This window comes from Conexibacter woesei DSM 14684, from assembly GCF_000025265.1.
GTDB classification, from domain to species: domain Bacteria; phylum Actinomycetota; class Thermoleophilia; order Solirubrobacterales; family Solirubrobacteraceae; genus Conexibacter; species Conexibacter woesei.
The window spans coordinates 6,212,690-6,236,034 of sequence record NC_013739.1 but is presented as its reverse complement, the minus strand read 5'-3'; the positions used below and the strand labels follow the sequence as shown (position 1 = coordinate 6,236,034).

The following is a 23,345-nucleotide window of genomic DNA, read 5'->3' as shown; positions in this document are numbered from 1 at the left end:
CGGCCGGGCGGCGCTCAGCCGCCGCGGCGGGCGGGCTCAGCCGACGATCGCGGTCCCCACGCGCAGCCGCTTGACGAACACGCCCGGCGTCACGAGGCCGTTGCCGCGGTAGCTGAAGCGCAGCCGGTAGAGGCCGGCCGTTCTCGCTCTGAACTTCGCGCCGAACGCGCCGCGGCCGTCGATGCGGGCGCGGCCGAGCGGGCGGAAGGGACCGTTGCCGCGCGCGATCGCGACGCTGACGACCCCGCTTGCGGTGCCGCCCTCGCCGATCTGCGCGAAGAGGCGGAAGTCCGGGCCGGTCTTGTCAGTGAAGCGCACGACGCCGAGGTCGAACGGCGCGACGACGCGGATTCTGAGCGGATCGCTCCACGGTGTGTCGTGGCCGTCTGCTCCGTCGCGACCGACGACGGTGTAGTTCCCCGGGCCGGGGAACCGCAGCGACGCCGCCCCGTTCGCGAACGGGGCCTGCGCCGATCTGCCGCGCAGCGAGCCGTCGCGTCTGAGTCTGCCGTTCGGCGCGAAGCGGATCTCGCGCGTCTGCGAGCCGGGGTCGGCGTCGACCGGCAGCGACAGCGGCTTGCGCTCCGGCTTGCCGGCGTCGCGCAGCTGGAAGCGCCCGACGCTCCCGAGCACGACCTTGCCGGCGATCGTGAACGGGTAGGTGACGGCCGGCCCGACCGGCGCCGCGCAGTTCGCGTCGGTCGGAGCGAACGCCGTCACCGCGATCGCATAGGCGCCGTTGCCGCGGAACGGCACCTGCAGCGCCGCCGGCTGCGCGGCGTCCTGGCAGGCGATCGGCCCGGCGGCCGGCTTGCCGGCCGGGTCGGTCACGACGACCGAGAAGCGCGTCGCCGGGTCGGCCGTAACGCCGACGGCGGGGCGCAGGTTGCGGATCGCGGGCGGCGCCGCCGGATTGATCGCGATCGGTCTGCCGTCATCGCCGGCGACGGTGACGGTCGCGTCGCCGGCGGGCGCGGCGGCGCCTCCAGCGGCGCCGGCGAGCACGGCGGCGGCTGCGACGAGCTGGACGGGACGTGTCGTGCGCATCGGCTCCTCCGGGACCTCGGGGCTGCGGCTGCTACCGCAACACCTGCCCCGGCTGGCGCCAGGGCATGCGCGCTACCGCTCCGCCGCCGGGCAGACGAGGCGGTAGTCGCAGATCGCGCAGGCGGCGTAGGAGGGGGTCGGCTCGAAGCCCTGCGAGAGGATCCCCTCCGCGACCTCCATCGCGATCTCCTCGATCCAGTCGCGGTCCTCGGCGCAGCGCTCGACCGGCACCTTCGCGTCGTCGAGCACGTAGTAGTAGGCGCCGCGGGCGGACTCGAACTGCCACGCCTCGCGCGCCGCGACGGCGTACAGCGACAGCTGCACGTCCTGCTCCAGCTGCGCGCGCGACTTCGGCGGCCCGGTCTTGTAGTCGATCAGCTCGAAGCCGCCCTCGGGCAGCTTGTCGACGCGGTCGACACGGCCGCGCAGCAGGTGCGGGCCGAGTCTGAACGAGAACGATCTCTCGAACGCGACCGGCTGCGACGGCTCCTCCTGGAAGCGCTCGAAGTAGCGCGTCAGCGCCGCCGTCGCCTTCCCGCGCAGCTGGATCTCCTGCTCGGTGCCGCCGAAGCCGCCGCGGCGCCAGCCGAACTCCAGCAGGCCGAGCATCTCGTCGAGCGACTGGCTCGGACGCGACGGATCGGAGTGGAAGCGCTCCAGCACCTGGTGGACGAGGATGCCGAAGCGCTGGTTGAGCGTCGGCTCCTGTGGGATCCGGAAGACGCGCGCGAACTTGTACTTCAGCGGACACGTGCGGTACGTGTCGATGTCGGACGCGCTCAGCATGACGCCGTCGCCGCGGCGCGGCAGGAACGGTTCGAGCGACGGCTCCTCGCGCGCGGCGATCGCGGCGGCGCGGGTTCTGTCGTCGCGGTCGGCGTCGAGCAGGTACTCGTCCAGCGGTGAAGTGGCGAGGATGTCGCGCTGCTCGGAGGTGATCGCCGACGCCAGCCGTGCGTTGACCTCCGCGAGCGCGTCCTTCACCGACTGGTCGTCGGAGCGCTCGATCAGCGCCGCCAGCTTGACGACCTCCAGGTAGCGCACGATCGCGTGCGAGACGTCGAGGTCGGTGTCGAAGCGCAGCTCGCCGATCCGCGAGCCGGTCCGCTTGATCGTCTCCAGCAGCTCGTCACGCAGGATCCGGTAGGTCGAGTGCAGCGACTCGGCCGGGCCGAACAGCTCCTCCGCGCGCTCCTCCCAGACGCCGCCGACCGCGGCGCGCGCCTCCTCGGCGAACGGCGACGGCGGTTGCGCGGCGCCGCGGTCGCTCGCCTGCGGGTGGACGAGCACGAGCCGCTGGCGCGAGCGCGTCATCGCGACGTGCAGCAGGCGCCGCATCTCGGCGACGTGCGCCTCGTGGTCGTCCTCGGGCAGCGTCTCCTTCATCAGCGCCGGCGCGATCGGCTCCAGCGTGCGCGTGTGCGCGCCCGGCAGCCCCGCCGCGTGCAGCCCGAGCACGAAGACGTGGTCGAACTCGAGCCCCTGCGCCGCGTGCATCGACATCACCTGAACGCCGCGCGTCGTCGCGGGCGGCGGCTCCTCCTCCTCGCGCAGGCCGGCCTCCGCTGCGGCCGCGATCGAGCGCGCGAACTCGCGCGGCGTCGCCTGTGGCTGGCGCTGCGTGAATGCGGTCGCCAGCTCGCCGAAGCGCGCCAGCCCGCGCAGCCGCTCGACGACCTCCGCCTGCGCGGTGAAGAGCTGCTGGCGGCGCAGCCCGAGTCGCTCGATCAGGCGGTGGACGAACAGGTCCGGTCGCATCGTGTCGATCGCGCCGACGGCCGATCTGTAGAGGCCGAGGAACATGCGGATGCGGTCGCGCGCCTCCGGCGGGATCTGGGGCGATTCCAGTGCCGCCCCCAGCGCGCCGACCATGTCGAGCTTGCGGCGGCGGGCGATCTGCGTGCAGCGCGCGAGGTCGACCGAGCGCAGCTCGATCGGCGGACGCGCCAGCGCGCGCACGACCGCGGGCGCGTCGGCCGGGTCGATCAGCAGCCGCAGCCACGCCAGCAGGTCGCGCACCTCGGCGCGCTGGAAGAACGCCGCCTCGCCGATCAGCCGGTGGCCGACCGCGCGCTCCTCCAGCGCGACGGCGACGGCCTGCCCCTCGCGCGCGATCGAGCGCACGAGCACGGCGATCCGCTCCGGCGGGACGCCCTCGCGCCCGATCAACCGCTCGACGTCGGCGGCGACGCTCTGCGCCTGCGCGCGCTCGTTCGCGGAGCGCCAGAACGCGACCTCGCCGCCGAGCGGGCCGTCGAGCCGCTTCTCGATCCGGTCCTCCAGCGGCGCGACGACGGCGTTGGCGGCGTCGAGCACGCGCTGCGGGCAGCGGAACGAGTGCTCCAGCTGGACGACGGTCGCGTCCGGCAGCTCGGCCTGGAAGTCGCGCAGGTTCTTCGTCGCGGCGGCGCGGAAGCGCTGGATCGCCTGGTCGTCGTCACCGGCCGCCGTCAGGTTGCCGTGCTCGGAGGCGAGCAGCCGCAGCAGCAGCCCGTGCGCGAAGTTCGGCTCCTGCACGTCGTCGACGAGCAGGTGGCGGTAGCGGGCGGCGACGCGCGCCCGCACGTGCGGGTGGTCGCGCAGCAGCCTCAGCGCGCCGATCACGAGGTCGCCGCTGTCGAGCGCGCCCTGCTCGGCGAGCATCCGGTCGTGCGCGCGGTAGACCTCGGCGAACTCGCGCTCCCGCGCGCCGCGCGCCCGCTCGGCGTCGCTCGCGTCGTCGCCGTCCGCGCCCAGCGACTCCGCCCACGCGGCGTACTCCTCCGGCCCGATCAGCTCGTCCTTGAGCCGGTCGATCCGGCGCACGAAGCTCGCGACCAGCGCGGCCGGGTTGCCGCGGAAGTCGTGACGACGGATCGTCAGCTCGTCGATCCGCTCCAGCAGCATCGCGAGCCGGTCGGCGCGGCCGACCGCGACCGCGAACGGGTCTATCCCGCCCTCCAGTGCCTCCTCGCGCAGCAGCCGCGCGCAGAAGCCGTGGACGGTCATCACCGCCAGCTCCTCGTACGGTCCCTCGACGGTGTCCTCGACGTGGCGGCGCAGCGCGTCGGCCGCGCGCTCGGAGAGCGCGAGCGCCAGCAGCGACTCCGGCGCCTCGCCCTGCTCGACCAGCCACGCGAGCCGCGCCACGAGCGTCCGCGTCTTGCCGCTGCCGGCGCCGCCGACGATCAGCAGCGGACCGCCGCGATGCGTGACGGCCGCGCGCTGCGCGGATGAGAGGCCATCCAGCATGGTCGAGGACACCCTGGGAGGATATGCCGCCGATGCGTTCCTCCGAAACCGCGCTCGACGCGGACTGGCTCGGTGCCTGCCGCGCCGCGGTCGGCGACCTGCGCGAGATCCTGCGCGCCGCGCCCGCCACGCGCGAGCGCGCGCTCGAGACGGGCGTGCGCGGGGAGGGTGGCGATCGCACGCTCGTGATCGACCAGGCGGCGGAGGACGCGGTCTTCGCGCAGCTCGACGCGCTCCACGCCGCCGGCCACCGCTTCACCGCCGTCTCGGAGGAGCGCGGCGTCGCTGACTACGGCGACGCGGCGGTGCGCGTCGTGATCGACCCGATCGACGGCTCGCTCAACGCGAAGCGGCTGATGCCGACGTGCGCGCTCTCGATCGCCGTCGCCGACGGCCCGACGATGGCCGACGTCCGCTTCGGCTACGTGTTCGACTTCGGCACCGGCGAGGAGTGGTCCGCGACGGACGGCGGCGGCGCCCGGCTCGACGGCGTCCTGCTCGATCCCGCTCTGCCGGAGCGGCGCGGGCGCAGCGGGCGGCTGGAGCTGCTGGGGATCGAGCAGGCCGACCCGCTCAACCTGACGCCCGCGACGATCGACGGCCTGCAGCGGCAGACCGAGCGGCTGCGCGTGATGGGCGCGATGGCGCTGACGATCTGCCAGGTCGCCGCCGCGCGCCTGGACGGGATGGCGTCACTGCGCCGCTGCCGCGCCGTCGACGCGGCCGCCGCGCAGCTGATCGTGCGCGAGGCCGGCGGCTGCGTCGCCTTCCCCGCGATCGCGGGCGGCGATCCGCTCGCCGCGCCGCTCGACGTCGAGCCGCACTCGCCGATCGTCTGCGCCCGCTCGCCGGAGACGCTGCGGGCGCTCGCGAGCGTCGTCAGCTGACGGTTCCCCCAGCGGCCAGGTGCGAAGCACTGCCATGATGGGGGTCTGATGATCGACTGGCCGCTCGCCCAGCGGCTGGCCGGCTTCGTCGCCGGTCAGTCCGACGCACCGCCTCCGAGGGCCGACCTCGGGGAGCTGACGCGCGACAGCGCGGAGCGCGTCATCGCCTACACCGGCCTGGAGCCGCTCTCGGCGCTCCCGGAGGCCGAAGGCGTGCAGCGCCAGGAGTGGATCCGCGCGAACGTCGCGTCGATGAGCGCGATGCTCGACCCCGCGCTGGAGAAGGTCGGCAGAAACGTCGCGAAGCCCGCGAGACAGGGGATGCAGCTCGCCGCCGGCGTGATCATGACCGCCGAGGTCGGCGTCCTGCTCGGCTTCCTCTCCCAGCGCGTCCTCGGCCAGTACGAGCTGGTGCTGCTCGACACGACGCCGGACGACCGGCCGCCGCGGCTGCTCTACGTCGTGCCGAACCTCGGCGGCGCGGTCAGAGCGTTCAGAGCCGACGAGCGCGAGTTCCTCCACTGGGTCGCGCTGCACGAGGTCACGCACGCCGTCCAGTTCGCCGGCGTCCCGTGGCTGCAGAGACACATGGCGGGAATGGTCCGCGAGCTGATCGACGGCGCGCAGCTGAAGATCGACGCGAGACGGGCGCTGCGGCTGCCGCGCACCGACGACGTCAAGAAGCTCGTCGCGGTCGTGCGCAGCGGTGACATCGTCACGCTCGTCGCAAGCCCCGGCGAGAAGGCGACGATCGACACGATGCAGGCGACGATGGCCGTTATCGAGGGCTACGCCGAGCACGTGATGGACGCCGTCGGCACGCCGCTGCTGCCGTCGCTGCCGAGACTGCGCGCCGCGCTCGACCAGCGCCGCCGCTCGCAGAAGGCGCCGGCGCGCCTGATGATGCGGCTGCTCGGCATGGAGATGAAGATGCGCCAGTACCAGCAGGGGAAGGTCTTCTGCGACGTCGTCGTGCGCGCCGGCGGGATCGAGGCGCTCAACCGCGTCTGGCGCGGCCCCGAGTCGATGCCGACGCTTGCCGAGATCGAGAATCCGCACGCGTGGCTGAGGCGAACGGACGTTCCGCCCGCGCTGACGGCCTGAACGGCTGTTCGCACCGCGCGCTGGTGTAACGCCCCCGGGCCGCCGGGTTACAAACAGGTGTTCGTCCGCATCCTCTCAGCTGACAAGGAGCACCTTCCTCGATGGCCTCGAACGACACGACCGCCAGACCGACCACCCCCGCGACGCCGGCTCCTGCCGCGTCGAGCACCGCTTCCGCCGCTGCTGCGAGACCCGCCGCGAGAGCCTCCAGGGCGAGAGCCAGAGCCGCGAGAGCGCGCAGAGCGGCCAGAGCCCGCAGAGCACCGAGAGCGCGCAGAACGACCCGCAGCACGACGACGAGACCGCGCACGACCGTCGGCACGACCCGCGAGCCGGTCGCCGTCACGCCGATCGCGCAGGCGCAGCAGCTCGCCGAGCGCGTCGTGCTGATCCCGCTCGGCGTCGCGCTGGAAGCGCGCGACCGCGTCACCGGCGCCGTCGACTCGCTGGTCTCGACGACGACCTCGCGCAGAGCGCTCGACAGACAGCTCAAGCGCTACGAGCGCCGCGGCGGCAAGGCTCGCACCGAGCTGGAGCGCGAGGTGCGCAAGACGCGCACGCGGATCGAGCGCGAGGTGCGCCACGGCCGCGTCCGCGCCGAGCGGCAGGCGAGAGACGCCCGCCGCGGCTTCGAGCGGCAGCGCGCCGAGGCGCGCAGAGCGCTCGGCGTCCCGGTCGAGACGCTGCAGAGCCGGGTCGCGCCCGTGCGCGAGCGCGTCGAGCCGGTCCGCAACCGATTCGAGAATGTGGTTCAGAACGGCGTGAACGCGGGCAGAAGGCTCGTTGAGGACGCTCAGGACCGCATCGCGAAGGTCGTCTGAGCAGCTCTCGCGACAGGTAGCACCCTCTCCTCCCTCAACCGACGGGGCGCCCCACACCGGGCGCCCCTTCGGTCGTTCTGCGGGCGAGCGGCGGCGCCTGATATCCGTGTCGGCATGTCCGACCTCGCTCCGCTCTCCCTCACCGCCGTCCGCGCTCGCATCTCCGAGGAGACCTCCCGCGACCTGCGCGGCGTCGACCTGCTCGCCGCCGAGCTCGCGTCCCGGCTCGGTCAGGAGCCCACGGCGATCGAAGGCCGCCGGGCGCCGTTCGGGCGGACGCCGTGGCGCGAGGACCTGCCGGCGTCGGAGGCGGTCCTGCGTGCGGCCGGCGCTCGCGCGGCGGATGCGGTTCGCGCCGGCGCGGTGCCGGTGACGATCGCGTCGGACTGCTCGCTGGCGATCGGCACGCTGCCGGCGGTCGCCCGTGAGGTCGAGGGTCTGCGCGTGCTGTGGCTCGACGCCCACGCCGACTACGACACGCCGGAGACCGAGACGGTCGACTTCCTCGGCTGCATGAGCCTCGGCGGCGCCTGCGGCGCGTGGGAGACCGGCCTCGGCACGATCGACCCGCGTCAGGTCGTGCACGTCGGCGCCCGCGCGCCCGAGGGCGACTTCGACTACGCCGGCCAGGAGCAGGGACGCGCCGAGCTGGGGGCGATGCTGCCGGCGACGGCGCCGGTCGCGGACGTGCTCGCCGCGCTCGGCGACGGTCCGCTCTACGTCCACCTCGACCCCGACGTGCTCGACCCCTCCGTCAACCCGATCGACTACGGCCGTCCGGGCGGGCTCGGCGCGGAGGCGCTGCTCGGGCTGCTGCGGGCGGTGCGCGCCCACGCGCCCGTCGTCGGATTCGAGCTGACGGCGTTCCACAGCGCCGACGACGAGCCGACGCGCGCCCGCGTCGGCGCGCTGCTCGGCGACGCGATCGAGACGCTCGCGGGCCGGTCGCCGAACTGACCGTTTGCGCCTGCCACAATGGACGTCATGCCGAACCAAGACGAGATCCGCGAGGCGCTTCGCGCCGTCATCGACCCAGAGCTGCGCAAGGACATCGTGGAGCTCGAAATGGTCCGTTCGATCGATGTCCACGAGAACGGCGTCGTCGACGTGATGGTCTCGCTGACGACTCCCGGCTGTCCGATCCGCAGCCACTTCCAGACGGGCGTCGCGAACGCCGTCAAGGCGCTCGACGGCGTCGTCAGCGTCAACGTCAGCTTCGACGTCCTGTCCGATGACGAGAAGGGCAACCTGCAGCGCAAGCTCGGCCGCGGCGGCCCGCTGCCGTCCGGCGCGCTCGCGCAGGTCGCCAACGTGATCTGCGTCGGTTCCGGCAAGGGCGGCGTCGGCAAGTCGTCGGTGACCGCCAACCTCGCCGCCGCGCTGTCGGCCGAGGGCAAGAAGGTCGGCGTGCTCGACGCGGACGTGTGGGGCTACTCGCAGCCGCGCATGTTCGGCCTCGGCGCCCAGCGCCCGAAGGTCAACGAGCAGCGCAGAATCGTGCCGCCGGAGGCGCAGGACGGCATCAAGGTGATGTCGATCGGCTTCTTCATCGAGGAGGACGCCGCCGTCGTCTGGCGCGGCCCGATGCTGCACAAGGCGCTCCAGCAGTTCCTCGAGGACGTCGACTGGGGTGAGCTGGACTACCTGCTCGTCGACCTCCCGCCCGGCACCGGTGACGTCGGCATGACGCTCGCGCAGCTGCTCCCGGACGCGAGATTCCTGCTCGTCACGACGCCGCAGCCGGTCGCGCAGAAGGTCGCGCGCCGCTCGGCTGAGATGGCCGCCAAGGTCAGACTCGAGATCGCCGGCGTCGTCGAGAACATGTCCGGCTTCGTCACCCCCGGTGGCGAGCGCTTCGCGATCTTCGGCGAGGGCGGCGGTCAGCTGCTCGCCGACGAGCTCGGCGTCCCGCTGCTCGGCACCGTGCCGCTCACGATGCCGCTGCGCGAGCAGGCCGACGCTGGCACGCCGCTGGTCGCCGCGAACCCCGACGACCCCGCCGCCCAGGCGATCCGTCAGACGGCGCGCGGCCTGATCGCGCAGACGCCCGTCGCGCTGCCGGTGATGCAGACCGCCCCTGCCGCGCCGGCGCCGCCCAGCCTCGACGTGATCCCGCCGAGACCGGCCGGCATGTCGCTTCCGATGGCCTGACGGCGCCTCGCCACCCACGCCGTAGGGCGAGGATCAGCCGGAAGGATCGTCGTGCCTGGCCAAGCCGGTGAGGCGCGCGGGCGCCAGCCCGTAAGCCGAGATGGCTGCCGCCAGGCGCGGCGAGACGACGGCTGGACTCGTCCTACTTGCCTGCGTAGTAGTTCGCGTTGATCTCGGCGTACTTCGACCACTCGTCGGGCAGCTGGTCCTCGGCGAAGCACGCGTCGACCGGGCACGCCTCGACGCACGCGTCGCAGTCGATGCACTCCTCCGGGTCGATGTAGAGCATCTCGACTCTGTCGTAGTCGGGCTCGTCGGGCGTCGGGTGGATGCAGTCGACCGGGCAGACCTCGACGCAGGAGTTGTCCTTCGCGCCGATGCAAGGCTCTGCGATCACGTAGGCCATGAGCGGTTTCCTCTTTGCAGCGTTGGTTGAAGCATGGGGCCACTGCATTCTACGACCGCACCGGCGATTCGGTGCAGGCTGCCGCGACCCCCGCTAGATCGAGTCGAGGATCTTTCGCCGCCGCTCCGCGTGCTCCTCCGCGGTCAGCAGTCCCGACGCGCGCAGCGCGTCGAGTTGGCGCAGGCTCGCGGCGACCGCGTCGCTCTCGGTCCACGCTCTCGCCGCCGCGACGGTCGCGAGCTGCGCCGCGAGCGTGCCGATGCCGGCGAGTCTCAGATCGAGCGGCGTGCCGTCGTTCGCCGGACCGCCGTCGCCGTGGCGCGCATGCGCGCCGTCCGCATGCGCGCTTCTCGCATGGGCGCCACCCGCCGCAGCGGGTTTCGCCTGCGCCTTCGCTTCCGCCTGCGCCTTTGCCGCTTCGAACCGCGCACGCGTCGCGCTGCCGTTCACCCCCGCGGCGAGCGCGATCAGCAGCAGGATCAGCCCGAACGACAGCAGCGGCGCCGCGACGCCGAAGCCGATCGCTTCGGACGCGTCGCCTGACGCTCCGGTGCCGAGCGCGGAGGCGAGCGCGGCGCCGCCGGAGGCGGTCAGCGCGAGGCTCAGCGCGATCCCGCCGAGCGGGCGGCTCGGCGGCGACGTGCGGTGCGCGAACAGCCCGGAGCCGATCGGGATCGCGACGAGCAGCCCGCAGGCGATCGCGATCCCGAGCTGGCCGCCGTCGATGCGGCACGCGAGCGAGTCGTCGGCGGGGGTGCAGAGGCTGATCCGCGTCGCCGCGTACGTGCACCAGGCGACGACCGCCACCGCTGCGGAGCAGATCGCGACGCCGAGCAGCGAGAAGGTCCAGTACCTCACGGCAGGCACCGCTGGATCTTCGCGGCGTCGGTGCCCGCGCGTCGCACGCACGCGGAGATCCGCTGCGCCTCCGCGCCGTCGAGCTTGATCGTCCGGCCGTTGCGCGTGATCGTCAGCGACGAGGTGCTGTTGCTGCTCGTCGTCGTGCCGCTGGGCGGCCGCTCGCCCAGCCGGAGGACCGGCGCGCCGGAGCGGCCGGCCGTCCACTGGCGGTTGCGCTGCGCGACGTCGGTGAAGAACAGCGACCAACTGGTCTCCATGCCGGAGATGATCGGCGCGACCAACACGAGGTAGTCGAGTTTGCGCGGCGAGAAGCGGCCCTTGCGCGCCGCGCCGCGGACGGCCCGCGACGGCGCCTGCGGGTCGATCGCCGCGAGCGGGACGCCTCTGCGGGAGCCGGCGAAGCCGGCACTCGTCGTGTCGACCTCGAGCTCGTCGTCGACGCTGATCAGCCGCTGTCTGCCGTCGCGCAGCACCGTGTAGGCGTTGACGCGGTCCCGCGCGACGCGCAACAGCCCGATCCGCTCGCCGCGCTTCAGCTGGCTCTGGACACGCTCGATCGCGTCGCCCATCCAGACCGGCTGGACGAAGTCGGCGCGGTTGGAGCCGCGGCCGTCCCCGCGCGTCTCGTCGCTGTCGCCCGCGCCGCCGCGCTCGCTCCCGCTTCCGCTCCGTCCGCTCGCCCCGCCGCCTGCCCGCTCGTCCCCGACGCCGCGCTCGTTTGCGTCGCGCTCGGACATCCACACGAGCGCACCGGCGCCGCCGAGCGCGAGCAGGACGGTCAACAGGATCAGGAAGCGGTCGCTGACGCGCCGGCTGCGCGGCCGTCGCCGCTCCGGGTCGCCGCCGGTTCCGCCGTTCCCGCCGTCCGGATGGCCGAGCGAGGCCGGGTCGGGCCGCGGCGCGCCGACGTGGGTCGTCGCGCCGGGCGCCTGGTCGCGCAACGCGGCGAAGGGATCCTCGTCATCGCGTCTGCGCCCGAACACGGGCGCGATTCAACCATGCCGCGCGGCGCCGGGCCGCGCGGCCCGCGCCGCCCGCGCCCGCTCAGCTCGCCGCGACCAGCTCCGGCCGCCGGCCGGCCCACGGCCGCGCTGCCTCCAGCTGCGCGGCGAGGGCGAGCAACGGACCTTCCTGTGCGGGACGGCCGAAGAAGTGGACGCCGACCGGCAGACCGTCGTCGCCGTGCGAGATCGGCACAGAGATCGCGGGCTGCCCGGTGACGTTCGCGATCGCGGTGAACGGCGTGAACTCGCCGCCGCGGCGGAAGGTCCCGACAGGGTCGTCGGTCGCGCCGCTGAGCGCGCCGATCGGCACCGGCCGCTGCGCGAGCGACGGCGTCAGCACGGCGTCGCAGGCGGCGGTCGCGGTCACGAGCGTGCGCGCGAGCGCCTGCAGCTGGCCGATCGCGGCGAGGTAGTGCGGCGCGTCGAGCTTGCGCGAGCGTTCCCACAGCATCCAGCTGAGCGGTTCCATGTCGTCCGCGGTCAGCTCGCGGCCGGCGATCGTGCCGGCGATCACGATCGCCGAGCCGACCGCCGGGCCGAACGCCGCGGAGAACAGCTCGAGCATGCCCGGGATCGCCCACGGCGGGTCGATCTCCTCGACCTCGTGGCCCAGCTCGCGCAGCAGCTCGACCGTGTCGAAGACGGCCTGCGCGGCGATCGGGTCGATCGCCGTCTCGGTCAGCGGCGGCCGCAGCGTGAAGCCGATCCGAAGCCTCCCGGGCGTGCGCGCCGCCGTCTGCGCGAACGGCTCCGACGGCGGTGGCGCCCACGACGTGTCGCCCGCCTCCGGCCCGGCGAGCAGGTCGAGCAGTGCGGCGCTCTCGGCGACGGTGCGCGTCAGCACGCCGTCGGTGACGAGGAACGACTCGCCCTCGACCGGGGCGAGCGAGATCCGCCCGCGCGCGGGCTTGAGCCCGACGAGCCCGCAGCAGGCCGCCGGGATGCGGATCGAGCCGCCGCCGTCGTTGCCGTGCGCGATCGGGACCATCCCGGCCGCGACCGCCGCGGCGGCGCCGCCGGAGGAGCCGCCCGCCGTGCGCGAGAGGTCCCACGGGTTGCGCGTCGGGCCGTTGCGGACCGACTCGGTCGTCGGCTGGATCCCATACTCCGGCAGCGCCGTCTTGCCGACGATCACGAAGCCGGCGGCGCGCAGGCGGCGCACGAACGCCATCTCGAACGGCGGCACGAGGTCGCCGAACGCGTTCGCCCCCATCGTGAGCGGCATCCCCTCGACCGGCCGGTTGTCCTTGATCGCGATCGGCACGCCGGCGAACGGCCGCGGGTCGTCGGCGCCGATCGCGTCGGCCGCGGCGAGCGCGCCGTCGGCGCCGACGTGCGTGAACGCGTTGATCTGGCCGTCGAGCGCGTCGATCCGCTCCAGCGACGCCGACACCAGCTCGCGCGCGGACAGCTCGCCGGAGCGCACGAGCGCGGCGAGCTCGCTCACGGGGCGGAACATCAGGTCGTGCACGGCAGGCTCCTCGGCGTCGGCGGCTGGCAGACGTGCCAAGCCTACGGGCTCGGATCGGTAACGTGACGCATCGGTCCCGCCCGTCCCGCCAGGCCCCCGATGCGAACGGAGACTCGATGTCCGCAACGTCCGACGTGCAGTCCGGCCTCGAAGGCGTCGTCGCCTTCGCCACCGAGATCGCCGAACCTGACAAGGCGGGCGGCGCACTCCGCTACCGCGGCGTCGACATCGAGGAGCTGGTCGGCGTGGTCCCGTTCGAGCAGGTGTGGGGCCTGCTCGTCGACGGCACGTTCCAGCCGGGCCTGCCGCCGGCCGAGCCGCATGCGCTCTCGATCCGCACCGGCGATCCGCGTGTCGACGTGCAGTCGGCGCTGGCGATGCTGGCGCCCGCGTGGGGCTTCGGGCAGCTGCTGGACGTCAGCGACGAGGAGGCGCGCGACCAGCTCGCGCGTGCGTCGGTGATGGCGCTCTCGTTCGTCGCGCAGTCGGCTCGCGGGATCGGCCGCCCGCCGGTCTCCCAGCGCGTCATCGACGGGGCGAGATCGATCCCGGAGCGGTTCCTCACGCGCTGGCGCGGCGAGGCGAACCCCGACCACGCGAAGGCGATCGACGCGTACTGGATCTCCGCCGCCGAGCACGGCATGAACGCCTCCACCTTCACCGCGCGCGTGATCACCTCGACCGGCGCTGACGCCGCCGCGGCGCTGTCGGGGGCCGTCGGCGCGCTGTCGGGCCCGCTGCACGGCGGTGCACCCTCGCGCGTGCTGACGATGCTCGACGAGGTCGAGGCCTTGGGTGACGCAGAGAAGTGGGTCAAGGACGCGCTCGACCGCGGCGAGCGGCTGATGGGCTTCGGCCACCGCGTCTACCGCGCCGAGGATCCGCGCGCCCGCGTGCTGCGGCGCACGGCGATGCAGCTCGGCTCACGCCGCGCGGAGGTCGCCGAGGCGCTCGAGTCGGCGGCGCTGGCGGAGCTGCGAGCGCGCAAGCCCGACCGCGTGCTGGCGACCAACGTCGAGTTCTGGTCGGCGGTCGTGCTCGACTACGCCGAGGTCCCGCCGGAGCTGTTCACGCCGCTGTTCACCTGCGCGCGCACCGCCGGCTGGTCGGCGCACATCCTCGAGCAGAAGCGTGAGGGCCGCCTGATCCGCCCGACCGCCAAGTACGTCGGGCCCGCTCCGCGCTCGCGCGGCGAGGTCTGAGGGTCGCGGTCAGCGCTTCGGGAACGCGGGGCCCGGTCCGTACTGGATGCCGGGACCTCGGCGCTGCTCGCCGAGCTTCTGGAGGACTCCGGATTGGACGAGCGTGCGCAGTCGATAGGCGGCGCCGTTGACGTCGAGGTCGAAGAAGATCTGAAGCGTCTTGTTGTCGATCGTGGCGTTCTTGCGCACGAACTCGACGATCTTGCGGTCGATTTGGTCAGCGTTCATCGTCCGATAGGCGAGCGCAGGGCGAAGCTCAGCCAAGACGCGTGAGCTGAGCTGCCAGCGGGCTTGGCCTGAGCGATTGACCGGCGTGACCACGTCGATGTCCGGCTCGGAGAGCCGTTCGAGCACCGCCTCGGTTGCGGCGTTCCCACGCTGGAGCGTGGGCGCCAGCTCGCGTACGGTGATCTGCTGACGATTCATCAGCGTGAAGAGGACGAGCATCGTGTCCACGTCGTCCTGCACGTGATGCGGCAGCGTAGCGGTGAACCTGGCGACGATCTGATTCGGGGCGCCGCCGGTCAGATCGACGCGTACGCGGAACGGCGCCTCGTCTGTGATCTCAGGAGGACGCTTGCCGAGCTTGATCATCTCGCGGTACATGCGGTCAATCCCGCGACTCAGCTCCTCAGCGAGGCCGAGCGTGCGTGCGACACCGGCAAGGAGAGCATTGCGGGGCTTGCTGGAGACGTGGAGGATGTTTGAGGGTGTGACCCCCACGACGAGCGGTCCTGGCGACACGAACGAGAGAACGTGCGGCGAATGGTCGACGTAGATCGCTTCCGGCTGGCGATAGTCGCGATGGAGGAGGGCGTTGCCGAGCGCCTCTCGGATGGCGACGAGGGGGAAGTCGTGCAACTCGAGCTGCTGTCCGTCGCGCAGCACTACTGGCGTCGGCGAAGTGCTCGCGACGATCCGGCTCAACACGTCTCGGTATGCGATCAGGCCGGGGACGGATTCGCGGTACTGGCTTCGGACCTCGCCGCCCGCGGATTCTCGGAATACGTAGGTGAACGGCGGATGCGCCTCGCGGGCGCAGCACAGCACCTCCGCCGCACGCGTGAGGCGGCCGTCACGGACGAGGCCGAGGTCGCCCAGCAGATCGCGAGTCGGCGCCTCGGCGAGGCGCCGACGCTCATCGTCGTAGCGACGGAGGCGAGTGCGAGCCTCGTCCAGCGCGGTCTCGGACACGTCAGCCAATGTCAGGTCGCTGGGTTCGGCAGACCAGTCGAATCGTCGCCGGTCGTCGTTGAGGGTGGCCGCCTGACTGATGCTGAGCGGCAGGCAGGCGGATCCGTGGCGGCGTGAGGAACGACCTTTCGTGTCCGAGGCCATCTCCATGCCCTCGGCTACGTTCACGATGACGAGCCGCTTGCCCGTGTGCTCGTGCTCGATCGCGCTCACGACCATCGCCGGCTGTGTGCGTTCGTAGATCCGTTGCCGTATGAGCTCGATCGAGATGTCAGTACCGAGGAAGGCGTCGGGGCCAGGCACGTCGTCTGCGACGCCGACCACGATCGAGCCGCCTTTGAGGTTCGCGAAGCAGATGGCGGCGTCAAGCAGGACGCGGATCGTCTCTCCGTCGCTGCCCGCATCCTGCTTGAAATCCAGCGTCTCGGATTCAAGGTCACACGCCCGCGCGCCGGCCGCGATCTGCGTCAGCGCCGCCAGTGCGTCGGGAGAGAAGAGGTGGTCGGGCAAAGGTTTCAGAATTAGTTTTTGACGATTCTATCTCTCAGCACGTTCCAAAACTATTTCTGAAACTCGTCCGAGACGACGAAGGGCCCGGCGGATGCCGGGCCCTTCGGTGAAGCAGGTGGAGCTGGACGAGCTCCGAGGGCAGAGCCCTCCTTACATCATGCCGCCCATGCCGCCCATGTCGGGCATGCCGCCGCCGGCACCGCCGCCGTCCTTCTCCGGCACCTCGGCGACGATCGCCTCGGTCGTGAGGATGTTCTTGGCGATCGACGCGGCGTTCTGGAGCGCGGAGCGCGTCACCATCGCCGGGTCGAGCACGCCCGCGGCGACGAGGTCGACGATCTCGCCCGTCGCGGCGTTGAGGCCGAAGCCCTTCTTCGCCTTGCGGACGTCGTTGACGACGACCGAGCCCTCGAGACCCGCGTTGTGCGAGATCTGACGGAGCGGCTCCTCGAGCGAGCGCAGGATGATTCTCGCGCCCGTCTTCTCGTCCTCGTCGATGATCGCGTCGAGGTCGATCGCGTCGGCCGACTGCAGCAGCGCGACGCCGCCGCCGGGCACGATGCCCTCCTCGAGCGCGGCGCGCGTGGCCTGCAGCGCGTCCTCGACGCGGTGCTTCTTCTCCTTCATCTCCGTCTCGGTGGCCGCGCCGACCTTCACGACGGCAACGCCGCCGGAGAGCTTGGCGAGGCGCTCCTGGAGCTTCTCGCGATCGAAATCGCTGTCCGTCGTCTCGATCTCGGACTTGATCTGCTTGATCCGGCCCTTGATCGCGTCGCCGTCGCCGGCACCGTCGATGATCGTCGTGTTGTCCTTCGCGACGACGACACGGCGCGCACGGCCGAGCTGCGAGATCTGCGTGTTCTCGAGCTTGAGGCCGAGGTCCTCGGTGATGACCTCGCCGCCGGAGAGGATGCCGATGTCCTCGAGCATCCGCTTGCGGCGGTCGCCGAAGCCCGGAGCCTTGACAGCGACGCCGGTGAAGGTGCCGCGGAGCTTGTTGACGACGAGCGTCGCGAGCGCCTCGCCCTCGACGTCCTCGGCGATGATCAGGAGCGGCTTGCCGGACTGGATGACGGCCTCGAGGACCGGCAGGATGTCGCGGACGGAGCCGATCTTGGAGTTCGCGATGAGGATGTACGGATCCTCGAGCACGGCCTCCATGCGGTCCTGGTCGGTGACCATGTAGGGCGAGATGTAGCCCTTGTCGAACTGCATGCCCTCGGTGAACTCGAGGTCCATGCCGAACGTCTGGCCCTCCTCGACGTTCACGACGCCGTCCTTGCCGACCTTCTCGATCGCGTCGGCGATGACCGCGCCGATCTCCTCGTCGCCGGCGGAGAGCGCCGCGACGCGAGCGATCTGCTCCTTACCGGAGATCTCCTTCGAGAGCTTGCCGATGGCGGCGACGACCTGCTCGACGGCCGTCTCGATGCCGCGCTTGAGACCAAGCGGGTTGGCACCGGCGGCGACGTTCTTCAGACCCGTGCGGACGATCGCCTGCGCGAGCACCGTGGCGGTGGTCGTACCGTCGCCGGCGATGTCGTTGGTCGCGGTGGCGACCTCGCGGACGAGCTGCGCGCCCTGGTTCTGGAAGACGTCCTCGACCTCGATCTCACGGGCGATGGTGACGCCGTCGTTCGTGATCGTGGGAGCACCGAACTTCTTGTCGAGGACGACGTAGCGGCCCTTCGGGCCGAGCGTCACCTTGACGGCGTTGGCGACGGCGTCGACGCCGGCCTCGAGGGCCTTGCGCGCGTCCGCGTCGTACTTCAGTTCCTTGTGAGCCATGTGTGGTTCGTTCTCCTGAGGGTGGAAAGCGGGACGGCGCTTACGACGTGACCTTGGCGAGCACGTCCGACTCGCGCAGGACCAGCAGGTCCTCGCCGTCGACCTTGATCTCGGTGCCGCCGTACTTGCTGTAGAGGACCTCGTCGCCCTCGCTCACGTCGAGCGGGATGCGCTTCTCCCCGTCCTCGTCCCACTTGCCGTCACCGACGGCGATGACCTTGCCCTTCTGGGGCTTCTCCTTGGCCGTGTCGGGAAGCACGAGACCGCTGGCGGTGGTCTCCTCCTCCTCGACAGCCCGCACGATCAGCCGATCGCCGAGGGGCTTGAGCGTCATGTGATGCAACCTCCGAGTGGATGGGGAGTGCGGTGAATGCTTGGCACTCCCTGCACGAGAGTGCCAACGGGCATCCACTATAGCCACTGCCGGATGGAATGGGAAGACGAATTTGGCACTCGCCCCCCGAGAGTGCCAAGAGGTCGGCGAATGCACGCACCGAGAAGCGGTGCGATCAGAGGCGGCGGAACGCCGCGACTAGTTCTGCGCGCCGCCGATGCCGTGCAGGCGGTCGCGGATCGTCGGCGGACGCTCGATGATCTGCGAGAAGCGCACGACGGTGACGGTGTCCTCGAGGTCGACCTTGCGGTCGTAGATCTGCTCGAGGAAGTGCAGCATCTCCTCGGTGCGGCGGAACTCCGGGTTGTCGTGCTCGATGTCGCGCGGGCTGAGGTCGCGCACGCGCTTGACCTCGACCGAGTCGATCACGGCGTTGAAGATCCGCTCGCGCGGCGAGTACTGGTACCCGATCGTCACGAGGACGCACTCGTTCTTGCGGTACTTGTGCGACTTGTCGCCGAGGCGGATCGTCGCCGTCTTGCGGCCGTTCCGGAGCTGGTCGGCGAAGACCGCCGAGTAGAAGTTCAGGACGCGCACGGAGAGACCACCCTATCGCTGTTTCGAGATCGCCGACAGCGCGCGCCCGACCATCTCGCGCTCGCCTCTGTAGCTGAGCGCTCTCGCGGCCTCGGCGAGCGGCATCCAGCGCGCCTCCTCGACCTCGTCGTCGTGGTCTTCGAGGGCGCCCGCGCGATATCTGAAGAGGAAGAAGCGCACCATCTTGAAGATGCGCTGGCCGTCGCGTTGGTAGAAGTAGCGCACGTCGCCGAGCTTCTCGACCATGTCGGCCTCGACGCCGGCCTCCTCGCGCACCTCCCGGCGTGCGGCCTGCTCGGCGTTCTCGCCGGGATCGACGTGGCCCTTCGGCAGGCCGAGCACGCGCTGGCCCTGCGCGCCGCGGCGGGTCGGCACGATCACGATCACGTCGTCGCCTCTGACGACGACGCCGCCGGCCGACAGCTCGCGGTCGTCAGTAGACATAGCGCTCGAGCGCGGAGGGATCGTGGACGGTCAGCTTGCCGCGGCCCTGCTCGATCACGCCGGCGCGCTCCAGCACGGCGAGGAAGCGGCTGGCGGACTCGCGCGAGGATCCGGCCAGCTTCGCGATGTCGGCCTGCGTCGCGGAGACGAGCACGTCGCGCTCGCCGGCGCCCTCGTCCTGCGCCTCCTTGACGAGCTGCGTCACGACGTTCGCGACGCGGCTCTGCACGGTCTGGAACGACTGGCTGGCGATCCGCTCGTTGGCGGCGCGCAGCCGCCGGCCGAGCGAGACGACGAGCTTGACCGCGATGTCGGGGTGCTCGCGCATCAGCCGCCGCATGTCGGAGCCGAGGATCGCGATCGCCTCGACGTCGTCGAGCGTCTCGATCGTCGCCGAGCGGCGCTCGTCCTCGAACATCGCCAGCTCGCCGAAGATGTCGCCCGGGCCGAAGTTCGCGAGCGTGATCGTGCGCCCGTCCGCGTGCTCGCGGATCACGCGCACGTGCCCGTTCTTGAGCACGTAGCAGGTGTCGCTTGCATCGCCCTCGCGAAAGATCACTCGCCCCGGCTCGTAGCGCCGCGGGACGGCAACCTCCGCCACACGTGACAGCTCCTCCGGGCCGAGCGCCTCGAACGTGGGCACCCGCGCCAGCAGCGCGACGGTGTCCTCGGTGCTCGTAGCCACACGCAGGTATGTATCAGACCAGCGACCAGGCGCGAGCGCGCGAACGCCCCCATGCAGTGATTTTCGCCTTTCGACGAGGGCTTGCCCGCATGTCCTCAGGTCGCGTCGAGCGCCTGCTCGCGCCGGCGCCGGCGCACCGCGCGAGCGAGCGGCCAGGCGCAGGCGGCGAGCAGCGCGAGCGGCACGAGCGCCGCGAGCGCGATCACCGCGACGCCCGCCGTGACGGCGAGCACCCGCCCGGCGTCGTCGAGCGCGCTGCCGGGCGTGAACGCCGCGCCGTCGTCTTCGCCGCCGCCCTCCACGGCGCGCACGGTCAGCGCGACGCGGCTGTAGTCGACGCGGCGGTCGAGCGCGCGCTGGCTGCGCTGCAGCCCCGCGATCGCCCGCTCGACGCCGTCCAGGCGGGCGCGCAGGCGGTTGGTCTCGGTCTCGGTGTCCGCCGCTCTGAGCGAGCGCAGCAGCGCGCCGCGCTCGGCCTCGGCACCGGCGAGCCGCCGCCGCACCGAGACGTACGCCTGGTTGACGTCGAGCGTGTCGTCGGTCCGCGCGAGCACCTGCGCGTCCGCCAGCCCGGACAGCTGCGCGAGCGCCGCCTGGAGTCTCGCCGCCGGGATCCGCAGCTCGAACCGCGCCTCGCCGCCGGCGCCGCCGGTCGCGACGCTCGACTGGTCGACGATCCCCTGCTGGCGCGCGACGACGCCGAGGACGTCCTGTGCGACGTCGTCGACCTTGCCGGCTGGCGCGCCCAGCTCGATCGCGGAGGACTGCTCGACCTTCCGCTGCGCGCCGGGAGCCGCGGGGCTCGCGGGCGCGGCGGCGCCGTCGCTGTCGGCGGGCGCGGTGCCGGCCGACTCGGGCGCGGCCTTCGCCGCGGGGGCGTCGCCGGCGGTCGCGCCGGCCCGTGCGCCTCCCGGCGCCGCCTCGTCGGCCGCGGCGCCGCCTTGCGCCGCGCTTCCCGGCGCCGCGCCGTCGGCCGCCGCGCCGCTCGACGCGCCGCTGCCCGCGGGCGTGCCCGCTCCACCGCCGACCGTTCCCCCGCCGCCCTGGCCGAGCACGATCGCGAGGGCGACGAGCGCGACGGCGAGCGTGCCGCCGACGGCGGGCAGCAGCGGGCGCTGCAGCAGCCGGCGCCACCGGCCGCCGGCCACGGCTGGCGCGGCCCGCGCCGGTGCCGGTGCCGGGAATCTCTCCGCCACGCGCGCGTCGAGCGCCGCTCTGAAGGCGGGCGGAGCCGGCGGGCGCTCGGCGACGAGCAGCGTCGCGAGCCGCGCCAGCTCGGCGTCCTCCTCGCCGACGGGGCCGCCGGCGAGCGCGGCGTCGATCGCCGCCAGCTCGCGCGCGGCAGCGGGGTCGGTCCGTTCACGACGGCGCATGGCAGGCCTTCCTCAGCTTCGTCATCGTGCGGTGCAGGAGCGTTCCGGCGTTCGACTCGCTGACGCCGATCACCTTCGCGATCTCGGCGTTGGAGAGACCGGCGTGGAACTTCAGCGCGACCAGCTCGCGCTCGCGCGCGTCGAGCCTGTCGAGCGCGGCGCGGACGGTCGTGCGGGCGAGCGCGGCGTCGGCGCCGTCCTCGACCGGCGTCGCGTCGAGGTCGGCGGGATCGGCGGCGAGCCGCGCGTGGCGCTTGCGCCGCCGCAGCTCGTCGAGCGCGGCGTTGCGCGCGATCCCGAACAGCCAGGCGCGCTCGTCGCCGCGGCGGCGGTCGAACGAGCGCCGACGGAGGTACGCGCGCTCGAACGCGAGGGCCGCCACGTCCTCCGCGGCGGCCCGGTCGCGCAGCAGCGTCGCGACGTACGCGTACACGTCGTCGCGGCTGGAGCGGTAGAGCGCCTCGAAGCGCTCCCAGCTGGAATCCACGGCCGTCGGCGTGGCGGTCATCGTGGCGTTCACACCGGTACTACGCGCCGGTCAGCGAACCATCACACGCATCCTGACGTGCGCAGGTCGAGCGAGGCAAGGACGCAGTGAGTGCTGCGGGCGCCAGCCCGTGAGCGAGCGAGGACGCTGCATCGCGACGGCATGCGCACGTCAGGCCGGGGCGGTGAAGAGGCGGGGGTCGTTCGTGATCACGCCCGTCACGCCAAGCGCGGCCAGCGCGCGGATGCGCGGCGCCTCGTCGACCGTCCAGACGTACAGCTCGCCGCCGGCCGCATCGACCTCCCGCACGAGCCGCGGCGTGACGAGCCGCCAGTGGACCATCAGCGCGTCGCAGCGTCTCGCGCGCAGCGCCTGCGCCGCGCGGCCCGGCAGGCGGCGGCTGATCACCTGCACCGCCGCGTATGCGGGCAGCTTGTACAGCGCCGACGCCGTGTAGTCGCGGCGCGCGCGGGGGACCGACCAGCCGAGCCGCAGCCTCGGCTCGTACGCGCGGATCCGCGCGAGGCTCTCCGGGTAGGTCGAGGAGATCAGCGAGCGCTCGACGAGCCCGTGGGCGCGCAGCGCGTCGACGACGCGCAGCTCGTAGCCCGGGATCTTCAGGTCGACGTCGAGCTCGATCCCGTCGAACGGCGGCGCGGCGAGGTGCGCGAGGCCGTCGCCGAGGCCGAGCGGCTCACGCGCGTGCAGGTCGCCGTAGTCGTGCGCGAGCAGCAGCGATCCGCGGGCGGTGTCGGGGCGGCCGTCCGGGCCGAGGTCGGGCAGGACGTCGAACTCGATCATGTCGACGCCGGCCGCGAGCGCCGCGTCGAAGCTCGCGAGCGTGTTGCCGGGCGCGATCAGGTCGGCGCCCTTGTGGCCGATCCGCTTGACGGTCATCGCTGGCATCCGGGGCACCACCATGTCGTGCGGTTGTCGTCGCCCTGGCCGCGCGACGCGATCACGGTCCCGCAGCGCGGGCACGGCATCCCACCGCGCCTGTAGACGTGCCGGTCGTCTCCGCCGGCCCCGCGCGGCGCCGCCGCCGCGGCGAGCATCCGCGGCCGCGCGTTCTCGACGATCGCGACGGCCTCGGCGTCGGTCACGTCGCGCAGGGGCCGCCACGGGTCGATCTGCGCGCCCCAGCAGCCCTCGGCCTTCCAGATGTTCCCGATCCCGGCGACGATCCGCTGGTCGAGCAGCGCGTCGCCGATCCCGCGCGTCGGATCGTCGGCGCGCAGCCGGCGCAGGAAGCGGGCCGGGTCGAAGTCGTCGGCGAGCAGGTCTGGGCCGAGCGCGCGCAGCTGCTGGTCGAAGCGCGTGCGCGACTCCGTCATCAGCTCCAGCACCGGCCCGTCGAACTCGACGACCTCGCTGCCACGGGCGCGCAGCACGAGCCACGCGCGCCGCGGCGCGCGGCGCCAGCGCGCGCCGTCGGGGTAGACCGCCCACGCGCCGGTCATGCGCAGGTGCGAGTGGAGCGTCAGGTCACCCTCGAAGCGCAGGAAGAGATGCTTGCCGTACGGGTCGACGCTGCGCACGCGCCGGCCGGCGAGCCGCTGCGGCCAGCGGTCGGCGGCGTGACGCCGCTGCGGCATGCGGATCTCGTCGGGCACCGCGCCCTCGAGGATCGGGCGGATGCGGTTCGCCGCACGCAGGATCGTGTCGCCTTCGGGCATCCCATGAAGGGTACGAGCAGCGCCGTCACGCGGGTGAAGGACCTGCGAACGGCTGGAGCGAGCACGAACGAG

At 72.6% G+C, this 23,345-nt stretch carries 22 protein-coding genes; 6 read left to right on the top strand and 16 right to left on the bottom strand.

Annotated features, from left to right (window positions below):
- Window positions 1-36 precede the first annotated feature (36 nt).
- Together CWOE_RS29250 and CWOE_RS29245 are read right to left on the bottom strand one after the other, a co-directional pair.
- On the bottom strand, window positions 37-1,047 hold the full coding sequence (locus CWOE_RS29250; RefSeq protein ID WP_012937277.1) for a hypothetical protein: 1,011 nt from the start codon (window positions 1,045-1,047) through the stop codon (window positions 37-39).
- 72 nt (window positions 1,048-1,119) lie between these two features.
- Window positions 1,120-4,290: an ATP-dependent helicase gene (locus CWOE_RS29245; RefSeq protein ID WP_148261221.1), complete on the bottom strand. Its 3,171-nt coding sequence runs from the start codon at window positions 4,288-4,290 to the stop codon at window positions 1,120-1,122.
- Window positions 4,291-4,310: 20 nt separating this feature from the next.
- On the opposite strand from CWOE_RS29245, the gene CWOE_RS29240 reads away from it, so the two are divergent.
- From CWOE_RS29240 to CWOE_RS29220, 5 genes are all read left to right on the top strand, one after another.
- A complete protein-coding gene (locus CWOE_RS29240) occupies window positions 4,311-5,165 on the top strand; it encodes an inositol monophosphatase family protein (RefSeq protein ID WP_012937275.1) in 855 nt (284 codons plus the stop codon).
- 48 nt (window positions 5,166-5,213) lie between these two features.
- The gene (locus CWOE_RS29235; protein WP_012937274.1) at window positions 5,214-6,269 is read left to right on the top strand and encodes a zinc-dependent metalloprotease; all 1,056 of its coding nucleotides are present in this window, start codon (window positions 5,214-5,216) and stop codon (window positions 6,267-6,269) included.
- Window positions 6,270-6,370: 101 nt separating this feature from the next.
- Window positions 6,371-7,090 (top strand): hypothetical protein, encoded by a 720-nt coding sequence (locus CWOE_RS29230; RefSeq protein WP_012937273.1) that lies wholly within the window; start codon window positions 6,371-6,373, stop codon window positions 7,088-7,090.
- 114 nt (window positions 7,091-7,204) lie between these two features.
- The gene (locus CWOE_RS29225; RefSeq protein ID WP_012937272.1) at window positions 7,205-8,047 is read left to right on the top strand and encodes an arginase family protein; all 843 of its coding nucleotides are present in this window, start codon (window positions 7,205-7,207) and stop codon (window positions 8,045-8,047) included.
- An 18-nt stretch (window positions 8,048-8,065) separates the two neighbouring features.
- Entirely contained in the window at window positions 8,066-9,241 is a 1,176-nt protein-coding gene (locus CWOE_RS29220) for an Mrp/NBP35 family ATP-binding protein (RefSeq protein ID WP_012937271.1), read from the top strand.
- 142 nt (window positions 9,242-9,383) lie between these two features.
- Here CWOE_RS29220 and CWOE_RS29215 read toward each other — a convergent pair whose 3' ends face one another.
- The 4 genes from CWOE_RS29215 to CWOE_RS29200 all read right to left on the bottom strand — a co-directional run bounded on the left by CWOE_RS29215 (window position 9,384) and on the right by CWOE_RS29200 (window position 13,022).
- Window positions 9,384-9,647: a 4Fe-4S dicluster domain-containing protein gene (locus tag CWOE_RS29215; protein ID WP_012937270.1), complete on the bottom strand. Its 264-nt coding sequence runs from the start codon at window positions 9,645-9,647 to the stop codon at window positions 9,384-9,386.
- A gap of 93 nt (window positions 9,648-9,740) precedes the next feature.
- A complete protein-coding gene (locus CWOE_RS29210) occupies window positions 9,741-10,514 on the bottom strand; it encodes an SHOCT domain-containing protein (RefSeq protein ID WP_148261219.1) in 774 nt (257 codons plus the stop codon).
- On the bottom strand, window positions 10,502-11,491 hold the full coding sequence (locus CWOE_RS29205; RefSeq protein ID WP_012937268.1) for a hypothetical protein: 990 nt from the start codon (window positions 11,489-11,491) through the stop codon (window positions 10,502-10,504). Before CWOE_RS29205 ends, CWOE_RS29210 begins: the two co-directional genes overlap by 13 nt.
- Before the next feature lie 61 nt (window positions 11,492-11,552).
- Entirely contained in the window at window positions 11,553-13,022 is a 1,470-nt protein-coding gene (locus tag CWOE_RS29200) for an amidase (protein ID WP_236262202.1), read from the bottom strand.
- 77 nt (window positions 13,023-13,099) lie between these two features.
- Between CWOE_RS29200 and CWOE_RS29195 the strand changes: the two genes are divergently transcribed.
- Window positions 13,100-14,185: a citrate synthase 2 gene (locus CWOE_RS29195; RefSeq protein WP_012937266.1), complete on the top strand. Its 1,086-nt coding sequence runs from the start codon at window positions 13,100-13,102 to the stop codon at window positions 14,183-14,185.
- A 9-nt stretch (window positions 14,186-14,194) separates the two neighbouring features.
- On the opposite strand, the gene CWOE_RS29190 is transcribed toward CWOE_RS29195, so the two are convergent.
- The 10 genes from CWOE_RS29190 to CWOE_RS29145 form a co-directional block, all read right to left on the bottom strand.
- Window positions 14,195-15,889, bottom strand: a complete 1,695-nt coding sequence (locus CWOE_RS29190) for an RNA-binding domain-containing protein (protein WP_012937265.1) — start codon at window positions 15,887-15,889, stop codon at window positions 14,195-14,197.
- A 150-nt stretch (window positions 15,890-16,039) separates the two neighbouring features.
- Entirely contained in the window at window positions 16,040-17,677 is a 1,638-nt protein-coding gene (groL, locus tag CWOE_RS29185; RefSeq protein WP_012937264.1) for a chaperonin GroEL, read from the bottom strand.
- 40 nt (window positions 17,678-17,717) lie between these two features.
- On the bottom strand, window positions 17,718-18,011 hold the full coding sequence (gene groES, locus CWOE_RS29180) for a co-chaperone GroES (RefSeq protein WP_012937263.1): 294 nt from the start codon (window positions 18,009-18,011) through the stop codon (window positions 17,718-17,720).
- A 198-nt stretch (window positions 18,012-18,209) separates the two neighbouring features.
- Window positions 18,210-18,608 (bottom strand): ASCH domain-containing protein, encoded by a 399-nt coding sequence (locus CWOE_RS29175; RefSeq protein ID WP_012937262.1) that lies wholly within the window; start codon window positions 18,606-18,608, stop codon window positions 18,210-18,212.
- Window positions 18,609-18,620: 12 nt separating this feature from the next.
- Window positions 18,621-19,052: an NUDIX hydrolase gene (locus tag CWOE_RS29170; protein WP_012937261.1), complete on the bottom strand. Its 432-nt coding sequence runs from the start codon at window positions 19,050-19,052 to the stop codon at window positions 18,621-18,623.
- Entirely contained in the window at window positions 19,042-19,737 is a 696-nt protein-coding gene (locus CWOE_RS33730; RefSeq protein WP_012937260.1) for a Crp/Fnr family transcriptional regulator, read from the bottom strand. Before CWOE_RS33730 ends, CWOE_RS29170 begins: the two co-directional genes overlap by 11 nt.
- A 95-nt stretch (window positions 19,738-19,832) precedes the next feature.
- Complete coding sequence (locus tag CWOE_RS29160) at window positions 19,833-21,110, bottom strand: DUF4349 domain-containing protein (RefSeq protein WP_012937259.1); 1,278 nt, start codon at window positions 21,108-21,110, stop codon at window positions 19,833-19,835.
- Window positions 21,097-21,618 (bottom strand): RNA polymerase sigma factor, encoded by a 522-nt coding sequence (locus tag CWOE_RS29155; protein WP_012937258.1) that lies wholly within the window; start codon window positions 21,616-21,618, stop codon window positions 21,097-21,099. The genes CWOE_RS29160 and CWOE_RS29155 overlap by 14 nt, the downstream gene beginning before the upstream one ends.
- A gap of 150 nt (window positions 21,619-21,768) precedes the next feature.
- A complete protein-coding gene (locus CWOE_RS29150; RefSeq protein ID WP_160165576.1) occupies window positions 21,769-22,503 on the bottom strand; it encodes a glycerophosphodiester phosphodiesterase in 735 nt (244 codons plus the stop codon).
- The gene (locus tag CWOE_RS29145) at window positions 22,491-23,273 is read right to left on the bottom strand and encodes an Fpg/Nei family DNA glycosylase (protein ID WP_012937256.1); all 783 of its coding nucleotides are present in this window, start codon (window positions 23,271-23,273) and stop codon (window positions 22,491-22,493) included. The genes CWOE_RS29150 and CWOE_RS29145 overlap by 13 nt, the downstream gene beginning before the upstream one ends.
- Window positions 23,274-23,345: the final 72 nt, after the last annotated feature.

Coding starts and splice junctions, on each gene's coding strand:
- CWOE_RS29250 (WP_012937277.1), bottom strand. CDS start 1,047: ATGCGCACGACACGTCCCGTCCAGCTCGTCGCAGCCGCCGCCGTGCTC.
- CWOE_RS29240 (WP_012937275.1), top strand. CDS start 4,311: ATGCGTTCCTCCGAAACCGCGCTCGACGCGGACTGGCTCGGTGCCTGC.
- CWOE_RS29235 (WP_012937274.1), top strand. CDS start 5,214: ATGATCGACTGGCCGCTCGCCCAGCGGCTGGCCGGCTTCGTCGCCGGT.
- CWOE_RS29230 (WP_012937273.1), top strand. CDS start 6,371: ATGGCCTCGAACGACACGACCGCCAGACCGACCACCCCCGCGACGCCG.
- CWOE_RS29225 (WP_012937272.1), top strand. CDS start 7,205: ATGTCCGACCTCGCTCCGCTCTCCCTCACCGCCGTCCGCGCTCGCATC.
- CWOE_RS29220 (WP_012937271.1), top strand. CDS start 8,066: ATGGACGTCATGCCGAACCAAGACGAGATCCGCGAGGCGCTTCGCGCC.
- CWOE_RS29215 (WP_012937270.1), bottom strand. CDS start 9,647: ATGGCCTACGTGATCGCAGAGCCTTGCATCGGCGCGAAGGACAACTCC.
- CWOE_RS29195 (WP_012937266.1), top strand. CDS start 13,100: ATGTCCGCAACGTCCGACGTGCAGTCCGGCCTCGAAGGCGTCGTCGCC.
- groL (WP_012937264.1), bottom strand. CDS start 17,677: ATGGCTCACAAGGAACTGAAGTACGACGCGGACGCGCGCAAGGCCCTC.
- groES (WP_012937263.1), bottom strand. CDS start 18,011: ATGACGCTCAAGCCCCTCGGCGATCGGCTGATCGTGCGGGCTGTCGAG.
- CWOE_RS29170 (WP_012937261.1), bottom strand. CDS start 19,052: ATGTCTACTGACGACCGCGAGCTGTCGGCCGGCGGCGTCGTCGTCAGA.
- CWOE_RS29160 (WP_012937259.1), bottom strand. CDS start 21,110: ATGCGCCGTCGTGAACGGACCGACCCCGCTGCCGCGCGCGAGCTGGCG.
- CWOE_RS29155 (WP_012937258.1), bottom strand. CDS start 21,618: ATGACCGCCACGCCGACGGCCGTGGATTCCAGCTGGGAGCGCTTCGAG.
- CWOE_RS29150 (WP_160165576.1), bottom strand. CDS start 22,503: ATGCCAGCGATGACCGTCAAGCGGATCGGCCACAAGGGCGCCGACCTG.
- CWOE_RS29145 (WP_012937256.1), bottom strand. CDS start 23,273: ATGCCCGAAGGCGACACGATCCTGCGTGCGGCGAACCGCATCCGCCCG.